8 protein-coding genes are annotated in these 12,566 nt (G+C 72.9%); 6 read left to right on the top strand and 2 right to left on the bottom strand.

Annotation, left to right across the window (positions count from 1 at the left end; all coding sequences use genetic code 11):
* Positions 1-85: 85 nt before the first annotated feature.
* Positions 86-2,935, bottom strand: a complete 2,850-nt coding sequence (locus ACOJTC_RS12785) for a glycosyl hydrolase family 95 catalytic domain-containing protein (RefSeq protein WP_420117017.1) — start codon at positions 2,933-2,935, stop codon at positions 86-88.
* A 633-nt stretch (positions 2,936-3,568) separates the two neighbouring features.
* Between ACOJTC_RS12785 and ACOJTC_RS12780 the strand changes: the two genes are divergently transcribed.
* The 6 genes from ACOJTC_RS12780 (at position 3,569) to ACOJTC_RS12755 (ending at position 11,688) form a co-directional block, all read left to right on the top strand.
* Positions 3,569-5,128: a glycoside hydrolase family 43 protein gene (locus ACOJTC_RS12780; protein WP_420117016.1), complete on the top strand. Its 1,560-nt coding sequence runs from the start codon at positions 3,569-3,571 to the stop codon at positions 5,126-5,128.
* 73 nt (positions 5,129-5,201) lie between these two features.
* Positions 5,202-6,242 (top strand): LacI family DNA-binding transcriptional regulator, encoded by a 1,041-nt coding sequence (locus tag ACOJTC_RS12775; protein WP_420117015.1) that lies wholly within the window; start codon positions 5,202-5,204, stop codon positions 6,240-6,242.
* Positions 6,243-6,387: 145 nt separating this feature from the next.
* Complete coding sequence (locus tag ACOJTC_RS12770; protein WP_420117014.1) at positions 6,388-6,816, top strand: Fur family transcriptional regulator; 429 nt, start codon at positions 6,388-6,390, stop codon at positions 6,814-6,816.
* Positions 6,817-6,839: 23 nt separating this feature from the next.
* The gene (gene katG / locus ACOJTC_RS12765; protein WP_420117013.1) at positions 6,840-9,116 is read left to right on the top strand and encodes a catalase/peroxidase HPI; all 2,277 of its coding nucleotides are present in this window, start codon (positions 6,840-6,842) and stop codon (positions 9,114-9,116) included.
* A 169-nt stretch (positions 9,117-9,285) separates the two neighbouring features.
* Positions 9,286-9,906 carry a TetR family transcriptional regulator gene (locus ACOJTC_RS12760; RefSeq protein WP_420117012.1) on the top strand — a complete coding sequence of 207 codons (621 nt, stop codon included), beginning with the start codon at positions 9,286-9,288 and terminating at the stop codon, positions 9,904-9,906.
* 159 nt (positions 9,907-10,065) lie between these two features.
* Complete coding sequence (locus tag ACOJTC_RS12755; protein WP_420117011.1) at positions 10,066-11,688, top strand: FAD-dependent monooxygenase; 1,623 nt, start codon at positions 10,066-10,068, stop codon at positions 11,686-11,688.
* Here the strand turns inward: ACOJTC_RS12755 and ACOJTC_RS12750 are convergent.
* A partial coding sequence (locus ACOJTC_RS12750; RefSeq protein ID WP_420117010.1) for a sulfate adenylyltransferase subunit 1 occupies positions 11,672-12,566 on the bottom strand: 895 nt, incomplete at its 5' end. The two genes, ACOJTC_RS12755 and ACOJTC_RS12750, sit on opposite strands and share 17 nt — an antisense overlap.

Here is a 12,566-nt window from a genome sequence, read left to right as displayed (position 1 = left end):
GGGGGGGGGGGGGGGGCGCGGGCCCCCCCCCCCGGCGGCGGCCGGGCGGGCCGCCCCCCCCCCCCCCCCCCACGTCCGGTGCCGGTCAGCTCGTGGTGCAGGTGAGGTTCGTCGGCGCGTTGTTGGTGCCGTTCACCGTGCCGATGAAGCCGAACGTGGTGGAGGCACCGGCGGCCAGCGCCCCGTTGTAGTCGACGTTCTTCACGGTCACGTTCGCGCCGCTCTGGGTGTGCGAGCCGCCCCAGATCTGGCTGATGGTCTGCCCGTTGGGGAACGTCCAGGACACCGTCCAACCACGGATCGCGGTCGCGCCGGCGGTCACCGTGACCTCCGCCTGGAAGCCACCCGACCACGAGCCCGTCACCGCGTACGTCGCCCGGGCCCCCGAGGGCGCGGGGGAGCTGGTGGTCGGCACCGGCGTCGTCGGGACCGGGGTGGTCGGCGCCGGGGTGGTCGGGGTCGGCGTGGGGGTGGCGGTGGGCGTGGCGGTCGGCGTCGGGGTCGGCGTCACGCCCGGCCGGGCCGCCCGGTAGGTGTGCCCGGCCTGGACGGCGAACTGGACGACGTCGGTCTCCGGACGGGTGGTGGCCGGCACGCTGCCGTCGGCGACATCGGTGAGGGTGAAGCTGCCGGTGAACAGCCGCGACCGCACCCGCAGCGTGCCGTTGCGGTCGGCGCGGATGCCGATCTCGTCGGGCTGCCCGCTGCTCCACGCCACGCCGACGGTGTAACCGCCGCGCCCGCGCAGGCCCGCGACCTGCCCGGTGGGCCACGCGCTGGGCAGCGCGGGCAACACGTTCAGCTCACCGGTGTGGCTGTGCAGCAGCATCTCGGCGATGCCGGAGGTGGCACCGAAGTTGCCGTCGATCTGGAACGGCGGGTGCAGGTCGAACATGTTCGGCGCGAGCCGGTCGGTGCGGACCAGATCCTTCAGCAGCTTGTGGGCGCGGGCGCCGTCCTCCAACCGGGCCCAGAAATTGATCTTCCAGGCTAGAGACCAGCCGGTCCCGTCGTCGCCCCGCAGCTCCAGGGTCTTGCGGGCGGCCTCGTACAGGGACGGGGTGCCCCGCTTGGTGATCTGGTTGCTGGGGTGCAGGCCGTACAGGTGGGAGACGTGCCGGTGGTTGCGCTCGGTCTCCACCCAGTCGGCCAGCCACTCCTGCACGTTGCCCCGCGAACCGACCCGGGTCGGGGGGAGCCGGTCCTTGGCGGTACGCACCTGCGAGCGGAACGTGCTGTCCACATTCAGGATCTCGCTGGCGCGGGCGGCGGCGTCGAACAGGTCCCGCAGGATCTGGTTGTCCATCGTCGGCCCGGCGCAGACGCTGGCATTGGAGTGGTGCGGCAGCTCCGGGGAGTTCGACGGGTTGGTCACCAGGTAGCCCAGCGACGGGTGGGCGACGAGCGTGTCGAGGAAGAACTGGGCGGCACCCTTGAGCGCCGGGTAGTTGGTCTGGAGGAAACCCAGGTCGCCGGTGAACAGGTAGTGGTCCCAGATCATCGTGCCCAGCCACGCGCCACCGGTCTGCCACATGCCCCACAGCGCACCGTCCACCACCGACGCGCCCCGCCAGGCGTCGGTGTTGTGGTGGGTGACCCAGCCGCCCGCGCCGTACTGCGCCTGGGCGACCCGGGCCCCGGTCACCGTCAGGTCCTTGACCATGTCGAACACCGGCAGGAAACACTCGGACAGGTTGGTGGTGTCGGCCGGCCAGTAGTTCATCGGCAGGTTGGCGTTGATGGTGTACTTCGAGTCCCACGACGGCGTCAGCGAGTCGTTCCAGATGCCCTGGAGGTTCGCCGGCTGGGTGCCCGGTCGCGAGGACGAGATCAGCAGGTACCGCCCGAACTGGAACAGCAGCGCGGCGAACTGCGGGTCGTTGCTGCTCGCGTGCTGCGCGATCCGCACGTCGGTGGTCTGGTCGGCGGCGGCCGTACGACCCAGGTTGATGTTCACCCGGTTGAACAGCGCCTGGTAGTCGGCCAGGTGCCGGCTGCGCAACTGCTCGATGGCCACACCCTTGGCGGCGTTGAGCCGGGTGCGGGCGATGCCCTGGTAGTCGCCGTTGACGGTGCGGTAGTTGACGTAACTGGAGCCGATCGAGATCAGGATGGTGACGCTGGTGGCCCCGGAGACCCGCAGGGTGCCGCCGGAGCTGCTGACCGTGCCCCCGGTCGCGGCGGCGTTGGCCAGGGCCAGGAACCGGACCGAGCCGGTGACCCCCTCCTGGCTGCCGGAGATGCCGTCCAGCCCGATGGTGGCGGAGTCCGGGCTCGACACGGTGGTGCGCTGCGGACTGTCGAACGTGGCGGAGAACGTGATCGCGTTGGCCCGGTCGGCGGTCAACCGCACCACGATCACCTGGTCGGGCGCGCTGGCGAAGACCTCCCGCTGGTGCCGCACGCCGCCCAGCACGTAGGTCGTGGTGACCGTGGCGGTGGTGAGGTCGAGGGTGCGGACGTACTGGCTCGCCCCGCTGGCCGACCCGAAGGCCAGCCGCAGGTTGCCCACCGTCTGGTACGCGAGCTGACCACCCGGGTTGCCCATCATCGTCTGGTTGATCAGGTCCTGCGCCGAGGTCCACTGGTCGGCGAAGACCCGTCGCCGGATCTCGGCCAGGTTGGCCGCGCCCCGGGTGTTGGCCGAGTCGTACGGGCCACCGGCCCAGACGGTGTCCTCGTTGAGCTGGAGCCGTTCGGTGTCGACGTTGCCGAACACCATCGCACCGAGCCGGCCGTTGCCGATCGGCAGCGCACGCAGCCAGTCGGTGCCGGCCCCTTCGTCGTACCACAGGGCCAGGTCGTTCGCGGCCAGCACCTGCGGTGGTGCGGCCGAACCGGCGCGGGCGGTGGCGGACCAGGCGACCGGAACCAGCGCGGCGCCGGCCCCCACCGCTCCGGCCTTGAGGACGTTCCTTCGGGTCACTTCAGACATGTTCTCTCCCAGGGGTGCGGATCAGAGCCGGGTGCGGATGGGGGAGGGCGGCACTGGTGGCCGCCGCCGTGGACCCGGTGCCGGGGACACGGTCGACCGCCACCCGGCCCGGACCGGTATTCCGATCGGCCGCAGCGGAAACCCTGCTGTTATCGCTAACAGGCGCGGCCCTTCGCGCCCTGACGTCGGCATCCATGACTACCGTGACGGCGCGTCGAGCTCCCGGCGGCGCACCATCTCGCCACATATGGACTCTCGTGGATTCCTTGGGCTCCGTCAAGATATGACGGCCATGTTGCGCGAATGTTCCTGGCCCGGTCCGGAGGTCCGCGTCGTCGTCCGTCGGCCGCCCCGGGTGGTTGTCGGCCGGCGTCCGGAATGGTCCGACGGGCCGCCGTCCAGCTCGGGCGTGCGGGTGGGATGCCAGCTCAGGACCGGTTCTCCGGCGGTACCTGGCCGACGGGGCGGGACGTCCGCGCGACACCGGGCGGCGGTGCCGCCCTTGAATCGGCGGACAGCCTTCCGTAGCATCCGGGTTTGCGAAATGTTATCGCAAACATTTCCGGGGCGCGGCAACCTGCCCCGGCGTCGTCCACCGTGCCTGTGCCTGTGCCGTCGAGGAGGTGCCGCGCGGTGTCCACCGAAGCGTCCTACCGCAACCCGGTCGTCCCCGGATTCCACCCCGACCCGAGCGTCTGCCGGGTCGGCGCGGACTACTACCTGGTCTGCTCCAGCTTCGAGTACTTCCCGGGCGTACCCCTGTTGCACAGCCGCGACCTGGTCACCTGGCGGCAGATCGGCAACATCCTGGACCGGCCCGGCCAGCTGGCGCTCCCCGCCGACACCGAGGCGTCCCGGGGCATCTTCGCGCCCACCCTGCGCCACCACGACGGCCGGTTCTGGCTGATCACCACCAACGTCAGCCTGGGTCGGCACCTCATCGTCACCGCGCCGGAACCCACCGGCCCCTGGTCCGACCCGGTCTACCTCGACCTGCCGCACGTCGACCCCTCGCTGGCCTGGGACGACGACGGCACCTGCTGGCTGACCACCTCCGGCGTGGACGCCTACCGGATCGACCCGGACGGCGGCCGGGTGCTGGAGGGGCCGATCCCCCTGTGGTCGGGCACCGGCGGCCAGTACCCGGAGGCCCCGCACCTCTACCGGATCGACGGCTGGTGGTACCTGCTGCTCTCCGAGGGCGGCACGCACACCGGCCACGCCGTCTCGGTCGCCCGCTCCCGCAGCCCGCGTGGCCCGTTCACCCCCGCGCCGGCCAACCCGATCCTCACCCACCGGAGCACCGACCTTCCGGTGCAGGCCACCGGGCACGGCGACCTGGTCCAAGCGCTCGACGGCAGCTGGTGGCTGGTCCTGCTCGGCATCCGGGCCCGGGGCCAGTGGCCGCCCTACCACGTCCTCGGCCGGGAGACCTTCCTCGCGCCGGTGCGCTGGGTCGACGGCTGGCCGGTCGTCGACCCGGTCCGGGAGATCACCCCCGCGCCCCCGGGCAGCGCCCCGGCCGGTGCCTCCCCGGCCGGCCCGGACGCCTTCCACGACGACTTCGACGCGGCCGTCCTCGCGCCCGAGTGGATCTCGCCCCGCAGCCGCCCGGACGACTGCTGGTCGCTGACCGCCCGGCCGGGCTGGCTCACCCTGCACGCCGTGGGTGCGACCCTCGACCTCGCCGGTGCGACGATCGTGGCGCTGCGGCAGCGGTACCACGACAGCCGGACCAGCGTGCGGGTCGACCCGGGCACCGGCACCGCCGGGCTCACCATCCGCATCGACGAGGCGCACCACTACGACCTGGAGGTCCGGGCCGGCACCGTCCGGGTGATCGGCCGGGCCGGGCCGTTCCGGCAGGTCTTCGCCACCCACGCCGTACCGGACGGCCCGCTGGTGCTGACGGTCGCCACCCGTACCCACGACCTCTACCCGCCGACCGTCACCTCCGCCGCCGACCTGGCGGCCCGGACCGCCCCCCGGGGGGTACGCGCGGCCGGCTGCGACATGGTCACCTTCGAGGTGGCGGGCCCGGCCGGCCCCGTCGTGCTGGCCGAACTCGACGGACGCTACCTGTCCACCGAGGTCGCCGCCGGGTTCACCGGCCGGGTCGTCGGCATGTACGTCACCGGGGGCAGCGCGGCGTTCGACTGGTTCACCCACCGCCCGGCGGCGGCCCCGCACTGACCGGGACCCGGTGCGGCCGGGGTCCGTCGCTTGTGCTCCGGACGGGGCTGCCGGGGCACGTAGACTTCCCTGCGTGATCGAGGAAGGTCGACGTCGAGGCTCCCGCAAGCCCCGGCGCGGTGACCTGCCCCTCGCCACGATCGCCGAACTCGCCGGGGTGTCCCCGCCGACGGTCTCCAAGGTGCTCAACGGCCGCCGGGGGGTGGGGGAGCAGACCCGGCAGCGGGTGGAGGCGCTGCTGCGCGACCACGGCTACCGCCGTCGACCGCCCGGAAGCGTGACGCCCTGCATCGAGGTGGTCTTCCACCAGATGCTCTCCTCGATCGCCATGCCGATCCTGCGCGGGGTGCAGGAGGTCGCCGGCCCCCGGGACCACACGGTCGGCTTCACCGACGGGCGGCACCGCCTGCGTGCCGGGCAGCCCTGGGCGCAGGCGGTGCTGCTGCGCCAGCCGGCCGCGGTGATCACGGTCTTCTCCCTGGTGACGGCCGAGGACGGGGCGAGTTTCGCCGCCGCCGGCATCCCGCTGGTGGCCGTCGACCCGGTGGGCAACCTGTTCCCCGTCCCCGCCGTCGGGTCGGGCAACTGGAGCGGGGCGCTGTCGGCCACCCGCCATCTCGTCGACCTCGGCCACCGACGGATCGGGGTGCTCACCGGGCCGGTCCGGGACCTGTCGGCGCGGGCCCGCCGCGACGGCTTCCGGGCCGCGCTGGACTACGCGGGCGTGCCGTTCGACGAGCGCCTCGAACGCAGCGGCGTGTTCACCTTCGAGGACGGGCTGCGGCTCGGCGTCGAGCTGCTCGCCGGGGCCGCGCCGCCCACCGCCGTGGTCTGCGGCAACGACCTCCAGGCGCTGGGCGTCTACGCGGCGGCCCGGGAGGCCGGGCTGCGGATCCCGGACGACCTCAGCGTCGTCGGTTTCGACGACGTCGACGAGGCGGCCTGGCTGGCGCCGCCGCTGACCACGGTGCGGCAGCCGTTCGGGGAGATCGGGGCCACCGCGGCCCGCCTGGCGCTGGCCCTGGCCGACGGCCAGCCGCTGGTGCAGGACCGGTACGAGCTCGGCACGTCGCTGGTGGTGCGGGGCAGCACCGCGCCACCCCGTCGCCGCTGAGCCCACCCGTCCCCTCCCGCCGACCCGCTTCCGTCGTCTCGGCCGGTCACAAGGGGTGAGGGTTGCGTCACCCGGGGGAGGGACGCCCGCCGCCGCGCCGAGCCTAAACTTGATTTGCTCCAGAACAGCGGACTATGGTCGTCCCATGACGGCCGACCTCGAGGCACAGTTACGGGCGGCCTCGCTGCGCGTGACCCGGCCCCGACTGGCCGTGCTCGCCGCGCTGCGGGACCATCCGCACGTCGACACCGACACGGTGATCGCGCTGGTCCGGTCCGACCTGCCCACGGTCTCCCACCAGGCGGTCTACGACGTGCTGCGGGCGCTCACCGAGGCCGGCCTGGTGCGCCGCATCCAGCCGGGCCGGTCCACCGCGCGCTACGAGGCGCGGGTGGGGGACAACCACCACCACGTCGTCTGCCGCTCCTGCGGCGTGATCGCCGACGTCGACTGCGCCGGCGGTCACGTTCCTGGCCACACCGCCCCCGACCACCACGGTTTCGTGGTCGACGAGGCGGAGGTCGTCTACTGGGGCACCTGCCCCGACTGCGCGGCCGACCGCATCTCCCAGTGATCCACCAGTTCGGAAGGAAGTACATGAGCGACACCCAGGACAACGCCCCCGCCAGCGCGCAGGGCGTGGACCAGAAGGCGGCGGCCGGCTGCCCGGTCGCGCACGACTCGGTGACCGCGCAGGGTAGCGAGAGCGAGAACCCGGCGATCGACTCCCCGAAGCCGAAGACCGGAGGGCGTCCGCGTACCAACCGGGACTGGTGGCCCAACCAGCTCGACCTCTCGGTCCTGCACGCCCACTCGGCCAAGGGCAACCCGCTGGGGGAGGACTTCAGCTACGCGCAGGAGTTCGCCAAGCTCGACGTCGAGGCCCTCAAGCGGGACATCACCGAGGTGCTCACCACCTCGCAGGACTGGTGGCCGGCCGACTTCGGCCACTACGGCGGCCTGATGATCCGGATGAGCTGGCACGCCGCCGGCACGTACCGGATCGAGGACGGCCGCGGTGGCGCGGGTGACGGCGGGCAGCGGTTCGCGCCGCTGAACAGCTGGCCGGACAACGCCAACCTGGACAAGGCCCGCCGGCTGCTCTGGCCGGTCAAGCAGAAGTACGGCCAGCAGATCTCCTGGGCCGACCTGCTCGTGCTCGCCGGCAACGTGGCCCTGGAGTCGATGGGCTTCACGACCTTCGGCTTCGGCTTCGGCCGGCAGGACGTGTGGGAGCCCGAGGAGATCTTCTGGGGCCCGGAGGACACCTGGCTCGGCGACGAGCGTTACTCCTCCGAGACCGAGATGTCGGCCGGCGTCGGGGCGACCGAGATGGGCCTCATCTACGTCAACCCGGAGGGCCCGCGCGGCAACGCCGACCCGCTCGCGGCGGCGCACTTCATCCGGGAGACCTTCCGCCGGATGGCGATGAACGACGAGGAGACCGTTGCGCTGATCGCCGGCGGGCACACCTTCGGCAAGACCCACGGCGCGGGCGTCGCCGACGACCACGTCGGCCCCGAGCCCGAGGGCGCCCCGCTGGAGGCGCAGGGCCTGGGCTGGCTGAGCACCCACGGCAGCGGCAAGGGCGGCGACACCATCACCAGCGGTCTGGAGGTCACCTGGACCGACCGGCCGACGCAGTGGAGCAACCGCTTCTTCGAGATCCTCTTCGGCTACGAGTGGGAGCTGACCACCAGCCCCGGTGGGGCCAAGCAGTGGGTCGCCAAGGACGCCGAGGCGATCATCCCGGACGCCCACGACCCGGCCAAGAAGCACAAGCCGACGATGCTCACCACCGACCTGTCGCTGCGCGTCGACCCGGCGTACGAGAAGATCTCGCGGCGCTTCCTGGAGCACCCCCACCAGTTCGCGCTGGCGTTCGCCAACGCCTGGTACAAGCAGCTGCACCGTGACATGGGCCCGGTCAGCCGCTTCCTCGGCCCCTGGGTCGCCGAGCCGCAGCTCTGGCAGGACCCGGTGCCGGCCCTCGACCACGAGTTGGTGTCCGACGCCGACGTCGCCGCGCTCAAGGCGAAGGTGCTCGACTCCGGCCTGAGCACCGCGCAGCTGGTCAGCACCGCCTGGGCCTCCGCGGCGACCTTCCGGCACACCGACAAGCGCGGTGGCGCCAACGGCGCGCGGATCCGGCTCGAGCCGCAGCGCAGCTGGGAGGTCAACCAGCCCGAGCAGCTCGCCACGGTGCTGGCGACCCTGGAGGGGATCCAGCGCGAGTTCAACGATGCCGGTGGCGCGAAGATCTCGCTGGCCGACCTGATCGTGCTGGCCGGCTCGGCCGCCGTCGAGCAGGCCGCCCGTGCCGCGGGTGTCGAGGTGACCGTGCCGTTCCGGCCGGGCCGCACCGACGCCAGCCAGGAGCAGACCGACGTCGAGTCGTTCGCCGTGCTGGAGCCGCGCGCCGACGGGTTCCGCAACTACCTGCGTCCGGGTGAGAAGACCCAGCCGGAGGTGCTGCTCGTCGACCGGGCGTACATGCTCAACCTGACCGCGCCGGAGATGACCGTCCTCGTCGGCGGCCTGCGGGCCCTCGGCAACAACGTGGGCGGCACGGCGCACGGCGTGCTGACCGACCGGCCGGGCGTGCTCAGCAACGACTTCTTCGCCAACCTGCTGTCCCCGGGCACCCGGTGGAAGGCGTCGGAGTCCGAGGAGCACGTCTACGAGATCCGGGACCTGGCCACCGACGAGGTGAAGTGGACCGCCACCGCGGTCGACCTCATCTTCGGCTCCAACTCCCAGCTGCGCGCCCTCGCCGAGGTCTACGCCAGCCAGGACGCGGGCGCCAAGTTCGTGACCGATTTCGTGGCGGCCTGGACGAAGGTCATGGAGCTGGACCGGTTCGACCTGTCCTGATCCGACCCTGCTGTGCGGGCCCCGGCCGATCGGCCGGGGCCCGTCCGGCTTTCGGGGGCGGGCGGGGGCGACCCCTGCTTCCCAGAGGACGAACGCCGCTGGGGGCCGGAAGCTAAAACTGCGTGACACGAAATATTGCGTGTCACGCAGTTTTGGTTATGCTGGGTGGGTGAGCGGGCTACGGGAGCGCAAGAAGGCCGAGACGCGGGCGGCGCTGAGCTGGGCGGCCATCCGGCTGACCGTCACCCGGGGCTTCGACAACGTCCTGGTGGAGGACATCGCCCAGGCCGTGGGCGTGTCCCCGCGCACGTTCAACAACTACTTCTCCAGCAAGGCCGAGGCGATCGCCTTCCGGCACCTCGACCGCAGCCGGCGGGTCGCCGAGGAGCTGCGCCGACGGCCTACCGACGAACCCCTCTGGACGGCGCTGATCGCGGCGACACTGACCCGCTTCGCCCCCGGCCCCGAGGTCACCCGGTCGCCGCCGCGCCCGCACGCCGAATGGGTCGAGGGGCTCGCGGTGATGCTGGCCGAGCCGGCGTTGCAGGGCGAGATGCTGCGCGCGGGCGCCATCGCCGAGGCCGACCTGGCCGCGGCCGTGGCCGAACGCACCGGCACCGACCCCGACCGCGACCTCTATCCGCACCTCGTGGCGGCCAGCGTGAACGCCGCCGTGAACGCCGCGATCCGGCACTACCTGCGCGCCGATCCGCCCGTGGCGATGGAACACCTGCTCCCCGACGCGCTGACCCGGCTCGCCGCCGGCCTGCCGCCCCCCACACCCCGCTGACCCGACCCGTCGCCCGCCCGTCGCCCCGCCGACCCTTCCCGCCGATCCGCGCAAGCACGACCCGGCGCGTCCACCCGCACCCCGTCGGGGTGCCCGGTCCTGCCCATGATCCGCCGCGCCCCGGCGGCGGATCCACCATGCCCTCGAAAGGAACCCGCCATGATCGACGTCCTCATCGTCGGCGCCGGCCCCAACGGTCTCCTGCTCGCCGCCGAACTGGCTATGGCCGGCGTCCGGCCCGTCGTCTGCGAACGGCTGTCCGCCCCCACCACCGAGCAGCGCGCCAACGGGCTGGTCGGTCAGGTGGTCCGGCTGCTCGACCGGCGCGGCCTGCACCACCGCCTCGTCGACGACCCGGGGCCGCCGCAGCCGTCACCCGGGTTCGTCTTCGGGGCGCTGCCGCTGGACCTGCGGGCGGTGCCGGACAACCCGCTGTACCTGCTCCAGGCCCCCCAGAAGCACCTGGAACGGGTGCTCGCCGAGCGGGTCGCCGAACTGGGCGTGCAGGTCCGACGGGGACACGAGGTGACCGGCCTGACCCCGGGCGCGGACGACGTGCGGGTCGCCTTCGCCGACGGCACCACCCTGCGCTGCCGCTACCTGGTCGGCGCGGACGGCGGGCACAGCGTCGTACGCCGGCTGGCCGGGATCGGCTTCCCCGGCGTGTCCACCGACCGCACCGTCTCCCGTACCGCCCAGGTCAGCCTGCCTGCGGAGCTGGTCGACCCGGCGACCGGCGACCTCGTGGTCCCCGGGTACGGCACCGTCGCGCCGTTCCGGCACACCCGCACCCCGCACGGGCTGATCGTGTGGGCCCCCTTCGCCGGGCGTCCGGCGGGCCTCAGCACGATCGAGTGGCCCGAGTCGACGCGGTTCGACGGGCCGCTGACCCTCGCCGAGCTGCGCGCCAGCGTCGCCCGGGTGCTCGGGGCCGACGTGCCGATCGATCCGCCGGCCGGCCCCGGGCCGCACCTGCTGCGCCGACTGGTGGGGGGCAACACCCGGCTCGCCGAGCGGTACCGCGCCGGGCGGGTGCTGCTGCTCGGCGACGCCGCCCACGTCCACTCTGCGATCGGCGGGCCGGGACTCAACCTCGGCCTGCAGGACGCGGTGAACCTGGGCTGGAAGCTGGCCGCCCAGGTGCACGGCCGGGCCCCGGCCGGGCTGCTGGACTCCTACGAGGCGGAACGCCGACCGGTGGCGCACCGGGTCACCATGTCCACCCAGGCCCAGTCGGCGCTGATCGCCCCCGGCAGCGAGGTCACCGCGCTGCGGGTGCTCCTCGGTGAACTGCTCGACCGGCCGGAGAACGCGGCTTACGTCGCCGCCCTGCTGGCCGGGGCGGACGTCCGCTACCCGACGGGCGCGGCGGACGGGCCGCTGGTCGGACGCTTCGCACCCGACCTGGTGTGGCACACCGGCACCGGCCCGGTCCGGCTGGCCGAGCTGACCCGGACCGCCCGCCCGCTGCTGCTCGACCCCACCGGCGTCCACGCCGGGGTGGCCGGGCCGTGGCGGGACCGGGTCGACGTGGTCACCGGACGGTTCACGCCGGCCGACGCGCCCGGCGACGACCTGCCGACCGCGCTGCTGCTGCGCCCGGACTGCCACGTGGCCTGGCAGTCACCGACGGACGGGCCGGACGCCGACGGGTTGACCGCCGCGCTCACCCGCTGGTTCGGCCCGCCGAGCGCCGAGCGGGGTCGACGTGGTTCGGCCGGCCCGACGGGGGAGGGTGCCGGGCCGGCCGATGCGGAGCGTCGGGTCAGTCCCGCTGGATGACCATCCCGGCGCCCACGGTGCGGTTGGTGGTCTCGTCGATGATGACGAAACCACCCGTGGTGCGGTTGCGGTGGTAGTCGTCCACCAGCAACGGCACGGTGGTGCGCAGCCTGATCCGGCCGATCTCGTTGAGCGCCAGCGCGGTGCTGGCCTCGTCCCGGTGCAGCGTGTTGACGTCGAGCCGGTAGTGCAGCTCGCGGACGATGGCGCGCGCCGACCGGGTGGTGTGCTTGACGACGTACCGGCCGCCGACCTCCAGCGGGCGGGTCTCGTCCATCCAGCAGACCATCGCCTCGATGTCCTGGGCGACGGTGGGCGTGTTGTTCGGCCGGCAGATCATGTCGCCCCGGGAGACGTCGATCTCGTCGTCGAGGCGGACGGTGACCGACATCGGGGGGAACGCCTCGTCGACGGGTCCGTCGGCGGTGTCGATGGCGGCGATCCGGCTGGTGAACCCGGACGGCAGGACCATCACCTCGTCGCCGGGCTTGAGCACCCCGGAGGCGACCTGCCCGGCGTAGCCCCGGTAGTCGGTGACGGTGGTTGACTGGGGGCGGATGACGTACTTCACCGGGAACCGGACGTCGACCAGGTTGCGGTCCGAGGCGATGTGCACGTGCTCCAGGTGGTGCAGCAGCGACGGGCCCTCGTACCACGGCATGTTCTCCGACCGGGCGGCGATGTTGTCGCCCTGCAGCGCCGACACCGGAATCACCGCGAGGTCGGGGACGTCGAGTTTGGCCGCGAAGGCGGTGAACTCGTCGGCGATGCGTTCGAAGACCTCCTGGGAGAAGTCGACCAGGTCCATCTTGTTGACGCACAGCACCAGGTGCGGCACCCGCAGCAGCGAGCACAGGAACGCGTGCCGCCGCGACTGC

This window comes from Micromonospora sp., from assembly GCF_048594385.1.
GTDB lineage: Bacteria > Actinomycetota > Actinomycetes > Mycobacteriales > Micromonosporaceae > Micromonospora > Micromonospora wenchangensis.
The sequence above is the reverse complement of the archived record's forward strand: the minus strand, read 5'-3'. Positions and strand labels throughout refer to the sequence as shown.

What these genes read in the sequence shown, in the direction of transcription:
- ACOJTC_RS12785 (WP_420117017.1), bottom strand. Translation starts at nt 2,935, where the DNA reads ATGTCTGAAGTGACCCGAAGGAACGTCCTCAAGGCCGGAGCGGTGGGG.
- ACOJTC_RS12770 (WP_420117014.1), top strand. Translation starts at nt 6,388, where the DNA reads ATGACGGCCGACCTCGAGGCACAGTTACGGGCGGCCTCGCTGCGCGTG.
- katG (WP_420117013.1), top strand. Translation starts at nt 6,840, where the DNA reads ATGAGCGACACCCAGGACAACGCCCCCGCCAGCGCGCAGGGCGTGGAC.
- ACOJTC_RS12755 (WP_420117011.1), top strand. Translation starts at nt 10,066, where the DNA reads ATGATCGACGTCCTCATCGTCGGCGCCGGCCCCAACGGTCTCCTGCTC.